Origin of the sequence: Archangium violaceum, from assembly GCF_016859125.1 — a bacterium.
GTDB lineage: Bacteria > Myxococcota > Myxococcia > Myxococcales > Myxococcaceae > Archangium > Archangium violaceum_A.
On record NZ_CP069338.1, the window covers coordinates 9,353,778 to 9,372,240 of the forward strand.

General features: G+C 68.2%; 13 protein-coding genes. 8 read left to right on the forward strand and 5 right to left on the reverse strand.

The window, feature by feature from the left end; translation table 11 throughout:
* Window positions 1-52 precede the first annotated feature (52 nt).
* The 7 genes from JQX13_RS39580 (at window position 53) to JQX13_RS39610 (ending at window position 10,335) form a co-directional block, all read left to right on the forward strand.
* Entirely contained in the window at window positions 53-478 is a 426-nt protein-coding gene (locus tag JQX13_RS39580; protein WP_203404592.1) for a hypothetical protein, read from the forward strand.
* A 175-nt stretch (window positions 479-653) separates the two neighbouring features.
* Window positions 654-5,996 carry an ATP-binding sensor histidine kinase gene (locus tag JQX13_RS39585; protein ID WP_203404593.1) on the forward strand — a complete coding sequence of 1,781 codons (5,343 nt, stop codon included), beginning with the start codon at window positions 654-656 and terminating at the stop codon, window positions 5,994-5,996.
* An 86-nt stretch (window positions 5,997-6,082) separates the two neighbouring features.
* Window positions 6,083-7,024, forward strand: coding sequence for a DUF808 domain-containing protein (locus tag JQX13_RS39590; protein WP_203404594.1), 942 nt, complete (start codon window positions 6,083-6,085; stop codon window positions 7,022-7,024).
* A gap of 1 nt (window position 7,025) precedes the next feature.
* Window positions 7,026-7,553 (forward strand): GNAT family N-acetyltransferase, encoded by a 528-nt coding sequence (locus tag JQX13_RS39595; protein ID WP_203404595.1) that lies wholly within the window; start codon window positions 7,026-7,028, stop codon window positions 7,551-7,553.
* Between the two features lie 163 nt (window positions 7,554-7,716).
* Entirely contained in the window at window positions 7,717-8,118 is a 402-nt protein-coding gene (locus JQX13_RS39600; protein WP_203404596.1) for a septal ring lytic transglycosylase RlpA family protein, read from the forward strand.
* A gap of 193 nt (window positions 8,119-8,311) precedes the next feature.
* The gene (locus tag JQX13_RS39605; RefSeq protein ID WP_239014125.1) at window positions 8,312-9,757 is read left to right on the forward strand and encodes an APC family permease; all 1,446 of its coding nucleotides are present in this window, start codon (window positions 8,312-8,314) and stop codon (window positions 9,755-9,757) included.
* Entirely contained in the window at window positions 9,754-10,335 is a 582-nt protein-coding gene (locus JQX13_RS39610; RefSeq protein ID WP_203404597.1) for an SAM-dependent methyltransferase, read from the forward strand. Before JQX13_RS39605 ends, JQX13_RS39610 begins: the two co-directional genes overlap by 4 nt.
* 182 nt (window positions 10,336-10,517) lie before the next feature.
* On the opposite strand, the gene JQX13_RS39615 is transcribed toward JQX13_RS39610, so the two are convergent.
* The 5 genes from JQX13_RS39615 to JQX13_RS39635 are packed head-to-tail and all read right to left on the reverse strand — an operon-like array spanning window position 10,518 to window position 16,190.
* Window positions 10,518-12,017: a mannitol dehydrogenase family protein gene (locus JQX13_RS39615; protein WP_203404598.1), complete on the reverse strand. Its 1,500-nt coding sequence runs from the start codon at window positions 12,015-12,017 to the stop codon at window positions 10,518-10,520.
* Window positions 12,018-12,031: 14 nt separating this feature from the next.
* The gene (locus JQX13_RS39620; protein ID WP_203404599.1) at window positions 12,032-13,114 is read right to left on the reverse strand and encodes an ABC transporter ATP-binding protein; all 1,083 of its coding nucleotides are present in this window, start codon (window positions 13,112-13,114) and stop codon (window positions 12,032-12,034) included.
* Window positions 13,115-13,127: 13 nt separating this feature from the next.
* The gene (locus tag JQX13_RS39625) at window positions 13,128-13,961 is read right to left on the reverse strand and encodes a carbohydrate ABC transporter permease (RefSeq protein ID WP_203404600.1); all 834 of its coding nucleotides are present in this window, start codon (window positions 13,959-13,961) and stop codon (window positions 13,128-13,130) included.
* Between the two features lie 4 nt (window positions 13,962-13,965).
* Window positions 13,966-14,847 (reverse strand): carbohydrate ABC transporter permease, encoded by an 882-nt coding sequence (locus tag JQX13_RS39630; RefSeq protein WP_203404601.1) that lies wholly within the window; start codon window positions 14,845-14,847, stop codon window positions 13,966-13,968.
* A complete protein-coding gene (locus JQX13_RS39635; RefSeq protein WP_203404602.1) occupies window positions 14,844-16,190 on the reverse strand; it encodes an ABC transporter substrate-binding protein in 1,347 nt (448 codons plus the stop codon). Before JQX13_RS39635 ends, JQX13_RS39630 begins: the two co-directional genes overlap by 4 nt.
* 279 nt (window positions 16,191-16,469) lie before the next feature.
* Between JQX13_RS39635 and JQX13_RS39640 the strand changes: the two genes are divergently transcribed.
* Window positions 16,470-18,443, forward strand: coding sequence for a serine protease (locus JQX13_RS39640; RefSeq protein ID WP_203404603.1), 1,974 nt, complete (start codon window positions 16,470-16,472; stop codon window positions 18,441-18,443).
* Window positions 18,444-18,463 lie beyond the last annotated feature (20 nt).

Below are 18,463 nucleotides of genomic sequence, written 5' to 3' on the forward strand. Positions count from 1 at the left end.
CGCGAGAAATGCTTGCCTCGGCGCCCCCCCCCACCTGGAAAGGTGCTCATCCATGCGCAACATCCTCGCGACGTCTGTCTCCCTCTTCTCGCTCACCCTTCTTGGACCCGTGGCCTGTGGCGGCACGGTCGCCGAGCCGGCTCAGGTGCTCTCGGAGCAGACGCAGTCCCTGAACGCCGTGGGCACCGGCTGCTCCTCCGACGCGCAGTGCTCGACCGGGCTGTGCTGGACCGTGGCGGACTCGTACCCCCTCTACAACCCGTACTGGATCAGCGCCGATAGCTGCACCGAGGAGTGCGGGGGTCCTGGCGACAACGCGTACTGCCAGCAGCTCGCCGCGGAGTTCAACGCCCCGCATCCCGAGGCCGCGCGCTGCATCGCCGCCCGGGGCGTCTATGACAACTACCCGTACGACGACATCTTCTACGTGTGCGACCTGCTCCCCGCCGGTCTGGGCGAGGTCCACTGGGTCGAGTAGTCACGCGGCGTGACTCGCGTCTTCCAGGGGGATGCGTTCATGGTCGGGTGAACGCAGGCCTGGGGAGCGCATATCGGAACCTTCGGGGGCGACTGAGCGTGTAGGGAGCCCCCTCTCAGGTGCGATATGGTACCCATCCCCGCCCTCCGTTTCGGGAAAGGGCCATCCCCCAACCATGAGCGTCAGCGACTCCACCCACCGCCTGGTTCCCCTCCTCATCCCTGGATACACGCTCCAGGGGCCCTTCCAGGAGACGGGAACGAACGTCCTCTACCGCGCGGTGCGCGAGGCCGACGGGCTCCCGGTCATCGTCAAGACGCCGCGCTTCCTGCACCCCGGCCCGCGCGAGCGCGCTCGCTACCAGCGCGAGTACACCATCCTGCAGCGCCTGAGGGGCACTCCCGGGGTGCTCGCCGCCCACGGGCATGAGGTGCTCCAGGATCGGCCCCTCCTCCTGCTGGAGGACGTGGGGGGGGGGGCCCTGTCGGAGCAGGTGGGACGCGCGCTCGAGCCTTCCCGGTTCCTCGAGCTGGCCCTCTCCCTGGCGGCCACCCTGGCGGAGGTCCACCGGCGCGGCGTCATCCACAAGGACATCAAGCCCTCCAACATCCTCGTGTCGCCGTCGGGAGGGGCCTGGCTCATCGACTTCGGCATCGCCACCCTGCAGCGGGTGGAGCACGTGGAGGCGATCCTCCAACACCAGTTCGTCGAGGGCACTCCGGCCTACATGTCCCCGGAGCAGTCGGGGAGGATGAATCGCGCGGTGGACTACCGCACGGACTTCTACTCGCTGGGGGTGTCGTTCTACGAGGTACTGACGGGGAAGCTGCCCTTCCGGGGGCAGGACGTGTTGGAGTGGTTCCACGCCCATCTGGCCCAGGCGCCCATTCCTCCGCACCGGGTGGTGTCGTCGGTTCCCGCCGCTCTCTCGGCGGTGGTGATGAAGCTGCTGGCCAAGGTGGCCGAGGAGCGCTACCAGAGCGCCGAGGGGCTGCGGGCGGACCTGGCGCGGTGCCAGGAGGCGCTGCGGGGCGGGGCGCTGGAGCCATTCCCCCTGGGCAGCCGGGATGTCCCCGCCCGCTTCCTGCTCCCCCAGCGGCTGTACGGCCGCGAGGCGGAAGTGGACACCCTGCTGGAGTCCTTCGAGCGGGTGGCCCAGACGAAGCGGGCCGAGTGGATGCTCGTGCGTGGCTACCCCGGCATCGGCAAGTCCGCCGTCGTCCGCGAGTTGCACCGCCCCGTGCTCCGGCGGCGCGGCTTCTTCCTCAGCGGCAAGTTCGATCAATTCCAGCGGGACGTGCCCTACGCCACGCTGGCGCAGGCCATCCGGGAGCTGGTGCAGCAACTCCTGGCCGGTAGCGACGAGGAGATGGCGGCCTGGCGCAAGAGGCTGCTGGAGGCGTGGGAGGGCAATGGGCGGGTGCTGGTGGAGCTGGTGCCCCAGCTCGATCGGGTCGCCGGCGCGCAGCCCGCTCTCGACGAGCTGCCGCCTGGCGAGGCGCGCAACCGTTTCAACCGTGTCTTCCAGCGTTTCCTCGGTGTCTTCGCCACCCCCGAGCGCCCCCTCGTCCTCTTCCTGGATGATCTGCAGTGGGCGGACTTCGCCAGTCTGGAGCTGCTCCGCTACCTCACCACGCACCCGGATACGCCGCCCCTGCTGCTGATCGGCGCCTACCGGGACAACGAGGTGAGCCCCTCCCACCCGTTGGAGCGGACGCTGGCGGAGGCTCGCAAGGCCGGAGCGAGGTTGGGGGAGATCCGCCTGGGCGCGCTGGAGCTGGAGCAGACGCGGCGGTTGGTGGCGGATGCACTGCCCGGGGCCAGCGAGGAGCTGGTGGTGCCCCTGACGTCGCTCGTCCAGGAGAAGACGGGGGGCAACCCCTTCTTCCTCCTCCAGTTGTTGCAGACGCTCCACCAGGACGGGCTGGTGGTGCGGGCCCAGGAGGGGGGCTGGCGCTGGGACGCCGAGGGGGTACGGGCCAGGGGGTACTCGGACAACGTCATCGACTTCATGGTGGGCCGCCTGTTGCAGCTGCCGGAGCGGACGAGGCTGCTGCTCTGTCTGGCGGCGTGCGTGGGCAATACCTGCCCCGTGCAGGAGCTGACCCTCCTCGCCGAGCAGGACGCGGCCCAGGTGGAGCAGGGCCTGGAGCCCGCCTTCCTGGAGGATCTGCTGGTGCGGGTGGATACCTGGGGGTACCGCTTCCTGCACGATCGCATTCAACAGGCGGTCTACACGCTCGTCCCCGAGCAGGAGCGCAAGTCCATCCATCTGCGCATGGGCCGCCTGCTGCTGGAGCGTCTCTCTCCGGAGGAGCTGCGCGAGCGCATCTTCGATGTGGTGGGGCACCTCAACGCGGGTGTGGAGTTGATGACGGAGGAGGAGCGCTCCCGCCTGGCGCACCTGAATGCCGAGGCGGGTTGGAGGGCCAAGGCCTCCAATGCCTGGCGCTCGGCCGCCGCCTGCTTCACCCTGGCCCTCTCCCTGCTTCCCTCCGAGCCCTGGGACGGGGAGGGCGCCCTGGCCTTCAAGCTGCGCCTGGAGCAGGCGGGCTGTGAGCTGATGAGTGGCAACGCCGCCGAGGCTCGCCGGCTGGTGGACGAGCTGCTGCCTCGGGCGCGCACGCGCGCGGACCTGGCGGCCGTCTACTCCCTCAAGCGGGAGATCCTCATCGCCTCCAGCGATGCCCCGGGTGCCGTCAGCTGCCTGCTGGAATGTCTGACGGCGTTCGGCATGCCCCTGCCGCTCCATCCCTCCCAGGAGGAGGTGATGGCCGCCAACGACGAGGTGTGGCGCCTGTTGGGGGAACGCCCCATCGAGAGCCTCATCGAGCTGCCGCCCATGTCGGATCCCGACTTGAAGGCGGTCATGCGCATCCTCGCGGCCCTGTCCCTTCCCACCTTCTACTCGGGCAACAACAACCTGTACGTCCTCCACATCTGCCGGATGGTGTCCCTCTCCATCCGTCACGGCAGCTCGGAGGCCTCCTCTCACGCGTATGTCTGGTATGGCTTCGTGAGCAGCAATGCCTTCCGGCGGTACCGGGAGGGGCATACCTTCGGCAAGCTCGCCTGCGAGCTCGCCGAGCGCCAGGGTCTCTCCCACCAGCGGGGCGAGGTGTTCCTGCTCCGGGGGCTGCTCGAGCAGTGGGTGCACCCGTTTCCCCTCGCCCAGGAGCGCTTTCGCGATGCCATGCACCGGGCGGCCCTGGCGGGTGATTTCCAGAATGCCAGCTATTGCTACAACAACCTCGTCGCGAGCCATCTCGCCCTGGGACGCGAGCTGTCCGACATCCACCAGGATGCCGTCGCCGGCCATGACTTCGCCTCCAAGGCGGGCTTCTGGGATGTCGCCCAGACGATGCTCGTCTGCCAGCGTTACGTGCAACAGCTCCGCGGGCGCTCCGAGTCGTTCAGCACCCTGAATGGTGATGGCTTCGACGAGGCGGCGTTCGAGAGCCTGTTGGCCTCCAGGGGCCTGAGCTCGATGCGCTGCTGCCACGCCATCATGAAACTGCAGTCCCGCTTCGTGTGTGGCTCCTATGACGAGGCGCGCCAGGCGGCGGCCGCCGCCAGGGAGCTGATCTGGGCGTCGCACGGCCAGGCATTCCATTACCTCTATCATCTGTACCGGGCGCTGACCCTGGCGGCGTGCTGCCGGGACGCCCCGCCACCGCTGCGCGGCGAGTACCTGGAGGCCATCGAGCAACACCACCGGCAGTTGGCGGAGTGGGCCGAGCACTGCCCGGAGAACTTCCGCGCGGCCGAGCGACTGGTGTTCGCGGAGAGGGCGCGCCTGAACGATCAACCCGACAATGCCCTCCGGGCATACGAGGAGGCCATCCAATCCGCCCGCGAGCAGGGCTCCCTGCTGAACGTGGCCCTGGCGTGTGAGCAGGCCGCGCGCTTCTGGAGGGCCCGGGGGATGCCCACCACCGCCATGGCCTTCGCCCGGGAGGCCCGGGAGGCCTGGTGGCAGTGGGGGGCCGAGGGCAAGGTGCGGCAGATGGACGAGCTGTGGCCGTCCCTGGCCGCTCCGGCCATGAGGGGCCAGGAGTCCAGCACCAGCTACGACACGGACTCCAGTCACCTGGATGCGATCACGATCCTCAAGGCCCAGCAGGCCATCTCCAGTGAGATCGTCCTGGATCGGCTGGTGAATACCCTCATGCGGGTGGCGCTGGAGAACGTCGGCGCCCAGCGCGGCGCGCTGCTGTTGCTGCGCAATGACACGCTGGAGGTGGCGGCCCTCGTGGACACCTTCTCGGGCCTGTCCTCGATATCGGCGGAGGCCGAGCGGCCGTTGCCCTGGACGCTGCTGACCTACGTGCGGCGCTCGGGCGAGCACGTCCTCATCAACGACACCGCCCAGCCCCACGCCTTCTCCACGGATTCGTACTTCTCCGACAGTCCGGCCCGCTGCGTGCTGTGCCTGCCGCTCGGGCGCCAGGAGGAGCTCGGCGGGCTGTTGTACCTGGAGAACGATCTGGCCTCGGAGGCCTTCTCCCCCAGACGCGTCGCGCTGCTCAGACACATCGTCTCCCAGGCCGCCATCTCCATCGAGAACGCGCGCCTGTACGCGGAGGTGCGGCGGGCCGAGGCCGTCATGCGCCAGTCCAATGACGAGCTGGAGCGGCGCGTGGAGGAGCGTACGCGCGAGCTGAAGCAGGCCCAGGCTCACCTGGTGGAGACGGCGCGCGTGGCGGGCATGGCGGAGATCGCCTCCAACATCCTCCACGAGGCGGGCAATGCCCTCACCAGCGTGGTGGTGGACACGGATCTGCTCCGCAAGGCGGTGGAGGCCTCGCGCGTCGGCCGGGTGCAGCAGGTCGCGGAGCTGCTGGAGGAGCACCAGGACGATCTGGCGGACTTCCTCACCCAGGATTCGCGCGGCAGCCTCCTGGCGGGCTACCTGTCCAGCCTCGCGGGCGAGCTGCTGCGCGAGCAGGCGGCGCTGAAGAAGGGCCTGGAGGCCCTGGAAGGTCATGTGAGCCGGGTGGGGACCATCGTCCAGACGCAGCGGACCTATGCGACATCCACGCTGCTGACGGACGAGTACGACCTGGGCGGACTGGTGGAGGAGGCCCTGCACCTGCACCAGATGGCGTCACGGCACTTCCCCATGTCGGTGACGAAGGAGCTCTCCGAGCTGCCGCTGGTACGGGTGGACAGGCATCGCGTGTTGCAGATCCTCACGAGCCTGCTCAGCAACGCCCGGGGGGCCCTGACGCCCGTGCCCGAGGGGGAGCGGCGCCTGCGGGTGCGGCTGTCCGCGGAGGACGGGTGGGCCCGGATCCAGGTGGAGGACAACGGAGAGGGCCTGACGCCGGAGGTCCGCGAGCGCCTCTTCACGCAAGGCTTCAGCACGCGCAAGGACGGCTACGGCATCGGTCTGCACACCAGCGCGCTGGCGGCCCGGTTGTTGGGCGGACGGCTGACGCTGGAGAGTGACGGGCCGGGGCAGGGTGCCATCGCCACCCTCGAGCTCCCCCTCAAGGAAACGCGTCGTGGAGGATGAGGTGAAGGTGTCCGGCGCGAATTCCAGGGTAGGATGCGCGCCGGCGTCGTTTCCCGCCGCCCACCCGTAAAAGAAGGAGCCCTCTCTTGGCCGGATCCAGCCTGCTTGCACTGATCGACGACATCGCCACCATCCTCGACGATGTGGCGGTGATGACCAAGCTGGCCGCGAAGAAGACCGCCGGCGTGCTGGGGGATGACCTGGCGCTCAATGCCCAGCAGGTCACCGGCGTCAACGCCGACCGCGAGCTGCCGGTGGTGTGGGCCGTGGCCAAGGGCTCGGCGGTGAACAAGGCCATCCTGGTGCCCCTGGCGCTGCTCATCAGCGCCTTCCTGCCCTGGGCGGTGACGCCGCTGCTGATGGTGGGTGGCCTCTTCCTGTGCTTCGAGGGCGTCGAGAAGCTGGCGCACAAGTTCCTGCACAGCGAGGCCGAGGACGAGGCCCACCACGCCGAGCTCACCCAGGCCCTGGTCGACCCGAACGTCGACCTGGTGGCGCTCGAGAAGGAGAAGATCAAGGGCGCGGTGCGCACCGACTTCATCCTCTCGGCGGAGATCATCGCGATCTCGCTGGGCGTCGTGGCCGGCGCACCCCTCATGACCCAGGTGACGGTGCTGGTCGGGGTGGCCGTGCTGATGACCGTGGGCGTCTACGGCCTGGTGGCGGGCATCGTGAAGATCGACGACCTGGGGCTCGCCCTCAGCCGGAGCTCCAGTGGATTCCACCAGAGCCTGGGGGCGGGCATCCTGAAGGCGGCGCCCTGGCTCATGAAGAGCCTGTCGATCGCCGGCACCGTGGCCATGTTCCTGGTCGGCGGAGGCATCCTCACGCACGGCATCCCCCCGCTGCACCACGCGATCGAGGAGTTCGCCCACCACGCGGGCGAGGTGCCCGGCCTCGGCGGACTGCTGGCGGCGCTCGTTCCGACGTTGGCCGACGGACTGATTGGCATCGTGGCCGGCGCGGTGGCGCTCGGTGTGGTGACCGTGTTCCAGCGCGTCCTGAGCCGTGGAAGGAAGGCGGCCTGACGTGGAGATCCGCTTCCTGGACGCCACCGAGGCGGCCTCCTACCTGGACGACCTGGTGGAGCTGCTCAGGGACTCCGTGGATGGCGGAGCCTCCGTGGGCTTCCTTCCACCACTGGATGCGGCCGAGGCTCGGGCCTACTGGAAGGGCGTGGTGGCGGAGCTGGCCTCGCCCGAGCTCAGCCTGGCCCTGGCCTGGGAGGATGGCCGGGTGGCCGGCACGGCCCAGCTGGTGGAGGCGAGCAAGGCCAACGCCCGCCACCGGGCGGAGGTGTCCAAGGTGTTGGTCCATTCGGCCTTCCGCCGCCGGGGGATTGGGGCCGCGCTCATGCAGGCCCTGGAGGAGCGGGCCCGGGAGCGGGGGAGGACCACCCTGGTGTTGGACACCCTGGAGGGCGCTCCCTCCGAGCGGCTCTACCAGTCCCTGGGCTGGATTCGGACGGGGGTGATTCCCCAGTACGCCCGGGTCGCCGATGGCACCCTGCGGGCCACGGTCGTCTATTACAAGCTGCTCGGCGAAGCGGGACGGTGAGCGGGGTGGGTCCTCTCGGGCGCGGGTCACAATCCCGTGCCGCCATCGTGGGCGCGTGTCGGGACCGTGTCGCCGAGCGCGATTAAACCCGAAAAAATAGGCGGCTTGCTCATAAGGGGCGCAGCACCCCTCAATCCCTCTCATCCAGAATTGGAGTGTGAGAATGAGCAAGAAGATCATTCGTCGAGCCGCGATTGCCCTTGGCCTCATGGGCCTTGTTGGTCTGACGGGAACCCTGGTGGCCACCCCCGCCAATGCATCTCAAATGGGCACCCTCGCCACCTGCAACGCGACCTGGTACGGCGCGGAGGGCGAAATCCCCGAGGGTTGGCCGACCGCCAGCGGCGAGCCCTTCAGCCGGTGGGCGCTCAAGGCCGCGCACAACTCCCTGCCGTTCGGCACTCGCGTCAAGGTGACCTACCAGGGCCGGTCCGTCACGGTGACCATCAATGACCGGGGAGGCTTTGGTGGCGCGACCTGCCTGGATCTCACCTATGGGGCGTTCATTCAGATCGCCAATCCCGACCTCGGCGTCATCCCCGTGCAGTACGAGATCCTCCCGTAAGGGGAACCTGGGCGCGAGGAGGGAAGGAACGGCCTGTCCTCCTGTCCGTGGTGTTCTCCCCGCGACGGGACGAAAGAGCCCCCCGGCGCATGGATGAAGAACGGGGGACTCCGGAACTCGGAGTCGCCCCGGCTCTCTCCTGGGTGCAGCTTGTGGCGTGCATCGAACGATTCCGATGCGCGGAGCAAGGCACATGCGCAAGCGGGCAAGCGGAGCGGGCAGGCAGCGAGGGCGGGTTGCTTCAGCGCCAGTGGACATGGCGCGCCCCTCGCCCTCCTTGCGCATCGTCGACGCGGTGGCGCTGACGGTGGGCGTCGTGCTGGGGGCCGGCATCTTCAAGGCGCCCTCGCTGGTGGCGGCCCAGCTGGGCAGCGAGAGCGCGGTGCTGCTCGCGTGGCTGCTCGGAGGTGTGGCCTCGCTGGTGGGCGCGCTGTGTTACGCGGAGCTGGCGAGCGCCTGGCCGCACCCTGGTGGTGACTACCACTTCCTGCACCGCGCGCTCGGCCAGGGACCGGCCTTCCTCTTCGCGTGGGCCCGGTTGACGGTCATCCCCACCGGCTCCATCGCGCTGCTGGCCTTCGTGTTCGGTGACTACGCCTCACAGCTCGTGCCGCTCGGGCCGTACTCGTCCTCGGTGTACGCGACGGCGATGGTGGTGGGGCTGACGGCCATGAACGTGGCCGGGCTCCGGCAGGGCACACGCACCCAGAACCTGCTCACCCTGCTGGAGGTGCTCGGCGTGGGCATCCTCATCGTGGCGGGGCTGCTGCTCGCGCCCACTCCCGCCCAGCCTCCGCCCGCGGCTCCCTCGACGTCCATGGGCTCGGCCTGGGGCATGGCGATGATCTTCGTCCTGCTCACCTATGGAGGGTGGAACGAGGTGGCCTGTCTCTCCGCGGAGGTGCGGGGCTCGCGGCGCAACCTCGGACGGGCCCTGCTGGTGAGCATCGGTGTGGTGACGGCGCTGTACCTGCTGGTCAATTGGGCCTACCTGCGGGGCCTGGGCCTCGCGGGGGTGGGGGGCTCGGAGGCGGTGGCCTCGGATTTGATGAGGCGGGCCCTGGGCAACTGGGGCTCACAGGTCATCAGCATCCTCGTCGCCGTGTCCGCGCTCACCTCCGCCAACGCCACGGTGCTCACCGGTGCGCGCACCCACTATGCCTTCGGTTGTGACAGCTTGATCTTCAAGGGGCTGGGCTACTGGCACGCGCGGGCCAACACGCCGACGCGCGCGCTCCTCGTGCAGGGGGCCATCTGCCTGGTCCTGGTGGGCCTGGGCACGCTGACGCGCCAGGGCTTCCAGACGATGGTGGAGTACACCGCGCCCGTCTTCTGGCTCTTCTTCCTGCTGACGGGCGTGTCGCTGCTGGTGCTGCGCGTGCGCGAGCCCCATGCACCCCGGCCCTTCCGGGTGCCGCTGTACCCGCTCACGCCGCTGCTCTTCATTGGCACGTGTGCGTACGTCCTCTACTCCAGCCTGGCGTACGCGGGACTGGGCTCGCTGGCGGGACTGGCCGTCCTGGGCTCCGGTGCCGTGTTGCTCACGGTGGAGCACGTACGCCGCGTCCGCACGGCCCTCCGCCAGCGGAGCCACGCGCCTCACTCTCCACGCCTGCAGCAACCCAAGGAGGTCACATGAAGCGGATCGTGTTCTTGCTGTCACTCGTCGCGGGGCTCTCGGCGTTCGCCCAGGACACCTCGGCTCGTCAGATGCCAGGACAGCAGGAGGAGGTGCAGGCCCCAGAGGTACCCTTCGTCCCCACTCCTCAAGACGACGTGGATCAGATGCTGGAGCTGGCCGGGGTGAAACCGGGGGATGTCGTCTACGATCTCGGCAGCGGAGATGGCCGCATCGTCATCACCGCCGTGCAGAAGTACGGGGCACGTGGGGTGGGGGTGGACATCAACCCCGTGCGTATCTCCGAGGCGAACGAGAACGCGCGCCGCGCGGGCGTGGAGGACCAGGTGGAGTTCCGCCAGGGAGACCTGTTCAAGGCCGACATCGGCGACGCCTCGGTGGTGACGCTCTACCTGCTGCCCTCCGTCAACGAGCGCCTCAAGCCCAAGCTGCTCGCCGAGCTGAAACCGGGCACGCGCATCGTCTCGCATGACTTCGACATGGGGGACTGGAAGCCGGTGAAGCAGATCGAGACGAACGGCAGCACGCTCTATCTGTGGGTCGTCCCGGAGCGTGGTGGCCACAGGGCCCCACGCTGAGCGGGAGCGGACCCCGGTCCTATCCGGCGAAGGGGGCGAAGTTCACCACCACCTGAGCCTCGGGGACGAAGATGCGGCGCGCGAAGTCCTGTATGTCCTTGCGAGGCAGGGGCGCCGGGGGGCCACGCTACGCCCGCTGGCGCCGCCTCCATCCCGCGCTCGAGCAGGTGTCCCGAGAGGAATCAGGCCCGGGCGGAGAGAGGGGTCTCCCTCGCCGGATCGAGCGACTTGAGCGTGGCGACCACGCCCTGCTCGTCGATCTGGTTGCGCAGCCTCAGGTACAGGTCCACGAAGCCCTGGTGCTCGGAAATCTTCGAGCCCACGACCTCCTCGAGCTGGATGAGCGTCATGGGCGAGTTGCTCTCCATGACCGGCTCGAGCAGGTGGCGCGCGTTGGGCTCGTTGATCGTATGGAGCTGGCCCTTCTCGTCCGTGCCCTTCAGGTAGCGGTCGTAGGCGGCGAGGAAGAAGGCGATGCGGTGATAGGGGCGGCCGTTCTCCAGGATGGCGTGCACGGTGGGCAGGAGGAAGCCGGGGATCTTCGAGCCGCCATCCATGCACAGGCGCGCGAGCTGGTCTCCCACGGCGCGATTGCCGAAGCGCTCGAGCAGCTTGTCCTTGTAGGCCGGGATCTCGAGCCCGGGCAGGGACTCGAGCCATACACCCGCGTCATGGTCGAGGAAGCCGCGCAGGTAGTTGAAGAAGAGCGGATCGTGCAGCGCGTCGTCCACCTTGCGCAGGCCGGCCAGGTACGCGGGGTAGGAGAGCATCGTATGGGTCGCGTTGAGCAGGCGGATCTTCGCCTCCTCGTACGGCGACACGTCCTTCGTGAACATCACGCCCACCGCGTCCCACTCGGGGCGGCCGTTGCGGAAGTCGTCCTCCAGCACCCATTGGATGAAGTCCTCGCAGATGACCGGGGCGGAGTCGTCCACCTGGGTCAGCTCGCGCAGCTTCTGCCGGGCGATGTCGTCCGTGGCGGGGGTGATGCGGTCCACCATGCCGTTGGGGAAGGCCACCTCGCGCTCGATCCACGCGGCCAGCTCCGGATTCCTCGCCCTGGCGAAGGCCACCACTGCGCGGCGGGCCTGGGCACCGTTGTGGCGCAGGTTGTCGCAGGACATCACCGTGAAGGGCTTCACGCCCGCCTTGCGCCGGCGCTCCAGTGCTCCCACGAGGAAGCCGAACACACCCTGGGGTGAGCCGGGGTTGGCCAGATCGTGCGCGACCGTGGGGTGCTGGCGGTTGAACTTCCCCTGCTCGTCGAGCAGGTAGCCGCCCTCGGTGATGGTCAACGAGACGATGCGGATGTCCGGGTGGCTCAACTTCGCGAGCACCGCCTCCGGGTTCTCCGGGGCATAGAGGTACTCCACCATGCACTCGACGACGCGCGAGACGTGCGAGCCATCTGGCGCCATCTCGCTCACGGTGTAGAGGCCATCCTGCTTCTTCATCGCCGCGGCCATGGCTGCGTCCTGGGGCAGCAGGTTGATGCCACACACGCCCCAGCCCTCCTGGCCGGGCCGTGCGAGGGCGCGGTCGGTGTAGATGGCCTGGTGGGCGCGGTGGAAGCCGCCCACGCCAATGTGGGCGATGCCGGCGCGCACCCGGGTCCGGTCATAACCGGGGCGGGCGACGGAGGAGGGCAGGCGGGAGAGGTGGGCTTGATCGAGGGGGTGCATGGAAGAGGGCGCTCTCAGCTCGAGGTGGGGTGGTGGATGGCGACGCCGTTGGCGTCGAAGACGTGGAGACGCTCGGGCGCGAGGGCGACCGAGACGGACGTGCCCTCGAGCGCGCCCACATCGCCTTCGCAGCGCACGGTGACGCGCCCGAGCCGTGGCACGGAGAGGTACGCGTAGGCGTCGCTGCCCAGCCGCTCGATCATGTCCACACGGCCGTCCAGCGTGCCCCGTCCCGCCTGACCCAGCGAGAGATGCTCGGGACGCACGCCCACCGTCACCCGGTTGCCTTCGGCGGCGGAGCGCATGCCCGGGGGCAGGGGCACGGTGCCGCCATTGGCCAGGGTCAGGGTCGAGTCCGTCCGGGTGGCGTCGAGGAAGGCCATCTGCGGCATGCCGAGGAAGCCCGCGACGAAGCGGTTGGCGGGGCGGCGGTAGAGCTCCTGCGGAGAGCCGGCCTGCTCGATATGGCCGGCGTTGAAGATGACCACCTTGTCGGCCAGGGTCATCGCCTCGACCTGATCGTGGGTGACGTAGATCATCGTCGCATGGAGCTCCTTGTGCAGCCGGGCGATCTCCAGGCGCATCTGCACACGCAGGGAGGCGTCCAGGTTGGACAGGGGCTCGTCGAACAGGAAGATGCGCGGCTCGCGGACGATGGCGCGGCCGATGGCGACGCGCTGACGTTGACCGCCGGAGAGCGCCGCCGGTTTGCGGTCGAGCAGCGGCTCCAGCTCCAGGATGCGCGCGGCGCGGCCCACCTTCTCATCGATGAGCTTGCGGTCCGCCTTGGCCAGCTCCAGGGAGAAGGACATGTTCTGGCGGACCGTCATATGCGGGTAGAGCGCATAGGACTGGAACACCATGGCCAGGTTGCGTTTGGCCGAGGGCAGGCCCGTGATGTCCTGCCCGTCGAGCAGGATTTCACCGGACGTGGCCTGCTCCAGGCCCGCGATGAGACGCAGCAGCGTGGACTTGCCACAGCCGGAGGGGCCCAGGAAGACGCAGAACTCGCGGTCCTCGATGGCCAGGTCCACGCCCTTGATGACTCGCGTGTCACCGAAGGACTTGGTCAGGGATTTGAGCTCGAGACGTGCCATGGAGCGTGCTCCGTTACTTGACGGCGCCGAAGGTGAGACCGCGGACGAGTTGTTTCTGCGAGCCCCAGCCCAGGACCAGGATCGGAGCGCAGGCGAGCGTGGAAATGGCGGACAGCCGGGCCCAGAAGAGGCCTTCAGGACTCGAGAACGAGGCGACCAGGGCGCTGAGGGGCGCGGCCTGGGTGGTGGTCAGGTTGAGGGACCAGAACGCCTCGTTCCAGTTGAGGATGAGCGCCAGCAGCGCGGTGGAGGCGAGTCCGCCCCGGCTGACGGGCAGGAGCACGCGGTAGATCTCCTGCGCGGTGGTGGCGCCGTCCATGCGCGCGGCCTCCAGGATGTCCCGGGGGATGTCCCGGAAGTAGGTGTAGATCATCCACACCATGATGGGCAGGTTGACGAGCGCGAACACGATGATGAGCAGGAAGCGCGTGTCGAGCAGACCCGTGAAGCGCGCCAGCAGGTAGATGGGCACCAGCACGCCCACGCCGGGCAGCATCTTGGTGGACAACATCCACATGAGGGTGCCCTGGGTGCGCTCGCCGGGATGGAAGGCGAACGCATAGGCCGCCGGCACCGACACGAGCATGCCCAGCAGCGTGGCGCCGCCGCTGGTGAGCAGCGAATTCAAGGCGAAGTGCAGGTAGTTGTTGCGCTCGAGGATCTCCCGGTAGTTCTCCAGCGTGGGGGTGAAGAGGAAACTCGGGGGCATGGAGAACGCGCCCAGCTCCGTCTTGAAGCTGGTGAGCACCATCCAGAAGATGGGGAAGAAGAGCAGCAGGGCGACGAGCCACGCGCAGATCGCGCGCACCGTCTCGGTGAGCTGGCGGCGTTTGTTCAAGTCGGGCATGGGTTCAGGCGTGGGTGAGGGATTTGCCGATCAGACGGAGCAGGAAGACGGCGACCAGGTTGGCGAGCACCACGGCGACGAGGCCTCCCGCGCTGGCGGCGCCCACGTCGAACTCGAGCAGGGCCTGCGTGAAGATGAGGAAGGGCAGGTTGGTGGTGGCGTCGCCCGGGCCTCCGCCGGTGGTGGTGAAGATCTCGGCGAAGACGTTGAGCAGGAAGATGGACTCCACCATCACCACCACCGCGATGGGCCGGGCCAGGTGCGGCAGCGTCAGGTGGCGGAAGATGGCCACCGGGGTGGCGCCGTCCATCTGCGCGGCCTCCTTCTGCTCCTGATCCATGGACTGTAGCGACGTCACGAAGATGAGGATGGCGAAGGGCAGCCATTCCCAGGCGACGATGAGGATGATGGACAGCAGGGGCCAGTCGGAGAACCAGTTGATGGGCGTGAGCCCCACCAGTTGGAAGACCCAGGCGAACAACCCGGACACCGGGTTCATCAGCAGGTTCTTCCAGACGAGCGCGCTCACCGTGGGCATGATGAAGAAGGGTGAGATGAGCAGCATGCGCACGATGCCCTGGCCCGGGAACTTCGCGTCCACGAGCACGCTGATGAGCACGCCGAACACCACGGTGATGACCAGCACGCTGCCCACCAGCAGCAGCGTGTTGACGATGCTCGTGAGGAAGCTCGGGTAGGTGAAGAAGTAGGTGAAGTTCTCCAGGCCCACGAACTTCGTCCTGCCCGGGTAGAGCAGGTTGTAATACTGCGTGGAGAAGTACAGCGTCATGACCAGCGGGACGATCATCCATGCGAACAGCATGAGGATCGCGGGGGCCGCGGTGAGGCGTCCGGCGCGGCTGGAGGGTTCGGCGGCTTCTCTCATCTCTGCGCTCCTGGAACTCCGTTCTGGTCGTAGTAGCCCGCGCGCTTCATCGTGCGCCGCACCGCTCCTTGCGAGGTGTGCAGCACCTTGTCCACGCGGCTGAAGCCCGCGAGGGCCCCGGAGAGCTGCCGGCCCACCATGCTGCCGATGGCCTGGAACTCGGGGATGGTGGCGAACTGCACGCCCGTGTACGGCACGGGCTCGAGGGTAGGGGAGTCGGGGTTGGCCGTCTGGATGGCTTCCCGGGTGACGAGGGCGAAGGGCGTCTTCTGGAGATACTCCCCGTTCGTATACGTGGACAGGCGAGTGCCGGGCGGCATGGCGGAGATGCCATGGTGCTGGGCCACCAGCTGGCCGTACTCCTTGGACGTGGCCCACTGGATGAACTCGAACGCGGCCTCCTTCTGGCGCGAGCTCGACGGCACCGCCAGCGCCCAGGTCCACAACCAGGAGCTGCCCTTGTCGGTGACGGCGCGCGGCGCCTTGGCGAACCCGACCTTGTCCGGCACCAGGCTCTGCGCCTTGTCGGTGACGAAGGAGCCCGCCACGCTCGCGTCCACCCACATGGCGCACTTGCCCGCGTTGAACAGCGTCAGGTTCTCGTTGAAGCCGTTGCTGCTGGGCCCCGGCGGGCCGAACGTGGAGAGCAGATCCACGTAGAAGTTCACCGCCTGGTGCCACTCGGGGGTGTCCAGCTGCGGCTCCCACTTCTCGTCGAACCAGCGGCCACCGAAGGCGTTCACGAGGGTGGTGATGATGGCCATGTTCTCGCCCCAACCCGCCTTGCCGCGCAGGCAGATGCCATACACACCACGAGCGGGGTCGTGCAGCTTCTCGGCGAAGCCGCGGATCTCCGTCCACGTGGGCTCCGCGGGCATGCTCAGCCCCTTCGCGGCGAACAGGTCCGTGCGGTAGTAGGTGATGGAGCCCTCGGAATAGAAGGGCAGCGCATACAGACGGCCCTCGACGCTCAACTGCTTGCGCACGTTGGGCATGAGATCGTCCACGTCATACCGGGGCGAGAAGCCCTCCAATGGCATCAGCCAGTTCTGGCGGCCCCACATGGGGGCCTCGTAGGCGCCAATGGTGATGATGTCGAACTGGCCGCCCCCGGTGGTGATGTCGGTGGTGAGCCGCTGGCGCAGCGTGTTCTCGTCCAGCACCAGCCAGTGGAGCCTCACGTCGGGGTGTTGCTCCTCGTAGGCCTTCGCCAGCGACTGCATGCGGACCATGTCACCATTGTTGACGGTGCCAATGGTCAGCGTGGCCGCCCCCGCGGCGTCCGCCCCGAGCAGCAGGCCGAGCCCCATGAGGGCGGTGTGAATGGGGTTCATCCTCTTCATTCGGCGACTCCGGCGGTTGCGCCCGCATGGCAGGCATTCGCGCCAATCTGGATGGCGCCAATGCGGACCATGCAACAAAACGGCGCGGGCGGGGAATGGCGCGATGGCGTTTGCAACTGTGTGGCTGCATGGAAATTTTCCTGAAGTGGTGACGTGCCCATGGCAGCCAAGGGTTCGGATGCGCTTTCGCGCTTCAGGATCTGGGAATGTCGGAGTCATCTGTTAAGAAGGTGATTGCAGTACTTCCAGCTTCTTGGATGATGAAAGATTGAGGTCTTGATGAAGAACATCCGATTGGCATGTCTCGCCGTGAGCCTCGCGCTCGGCGCCACCGCGCAAGCCGCGGCGCCGGAGAGTGAAGCGGTGTGCAAGGCGTCACCCGCATCGCAGAGCATCAGGAAGGTGGGCGAGGAGGTGGTGTACCGCCTCGAGTCACCGCACCCGTACGCCGCGGCGGTGGATCAGCGCGCCAGGGGGGTGCTCCTCAGCGAGAAGCTCACCCACCCCGGGGCCTCGTACATCGCCCCGCACTTCGCCACGCTCGAGCTCGAGGAGGGGGACTACCTCGTCGTCCGTTCACCGGACGGCTCGCGCTCCTGGCGCTATGACAACGCGCACCCGGGCGCGCGCGATGGCTTCTGGGCCATCCACATCCCCGGAGACACCGCCATCATCGAGCTGCACAGCAAGGCGGTGGACCGCCGCGGCGTGCTCAACAAGTACGGCTACCGCATCGACAAGTACGCGCGCGGCTACACCGCGCAGGAGCTGGACAGCTCCGACTTCAGCACCAAGGCCCTGTGTGGCGCGGACGACTCCGGTTGGGCCCGGTGCTACGAGAGCAGCGAGGCTCAAATCTACAACCACTCCCGGGCCGTGGTGCGCCTGCTCATCAACGGCTCCAGCGCGTGCACCGGCTGGCTCGTGGGCAACGAGGGCCACCTGCTGACGAACAACCACTGCATCAGCACGGCCACGGCAGCGCAGAACACCGATTACGAGTTCATGGCGGAGGGGAGCACCTGCTCCACCAGCTGCGCCTCGTGGGGCGCGTGCCCTGGCACGGTGGTGGCCACCAGCGCCACGCTCATCAAGACGGATGCCCCTCGGGACTACACGCTGCTGAAGCTGCCCAGCAACCCCTCCGGCACCTATGGCTTCCTCCAGCTGCGCCCCACCGGGGCGGTGGTGGACGAGCGCATCTACGTCCCCCAGCACCCGGCGGCGCACGGCAAGAAGATCGCCGTCACCTCCAGCGCCACGGCCGACGCCTCCGGCTACGCCGAGGTGTACAACCTCAACGCGGCGGCCTGCCAGAGCGGCGGCCCCAATGACGTGGGCTACTACGCGGATACCCAGGGTGGCTCCTCGGGCTCGCCGGTGATTGGCTACGCCGACCACCAGGTGGTGGCGCTGCACCACTGCGCCAACTGCCCCAACCGTGGCGTGCCCATCCAGGAGGTCATCAGCCACCTGGGCAACAGCCTCCCGCAGTGCGCCCTCCGCAGCGAGGAGTGCCCGGACCCGTGGGGTGCCGACGGCGAGCCGCCGCCCCCGCCTCCTCCTCCGCCCCCGCCGCCTCCTGAGTCCTTCACCTATACCGCCACCAACACCAACAACGCCCAGCAGAACACGACGGACAAGAGCCTGACTCTCGACGAGGGGGACGTGGTGGAGGTGGGCACCTGCAACCTCACCGGCGCCACCTCCTCCGGTGACACCTACCTGCGCCTGCTCGACACCTCGGGCGTTCAGGCCGCTTCCAACGACGACGCCTCCGGCTGCAGTGGCAACGCATCCTACTTCAAGTACACCGTGCCCACGGGCAAGGGGGGCACCTACACGATTCGCGCTGGCTGCTACTCCAGCGGCTCCTGCGGCGGCACCGTGGTCTGGAAGATCACCGCCGGTACCCCGCTGCCTCCCGCTCCCACTACCGGCTCGTTCACCTACAGCGCCAGCAGCACCCAGAGCGCCTCTCGCAACACCACCAACCACGATGTGACGGTGGCCGCGGGACAGACGATCCAACTCGGCACCTGCACCGTGGCGGGCTCCTCCGGCAGCGGCGACACGTACCTGCGGCTCTACACCTCCGCCGGCACCCAGGTTGGCTCCAACGACGACTCGTGCAGCAGGCTCTCGTACCTGAGCTACACCGTTCCGGCGGGCGCGGGCGGCACGTACCAGATTCGCGCCGGCTGCTACTCCGACGGCAGCTGCAGCGGCACGGTGGCCTACACCATCCAGTAGGCCCTCCGCGCTTCATGGTT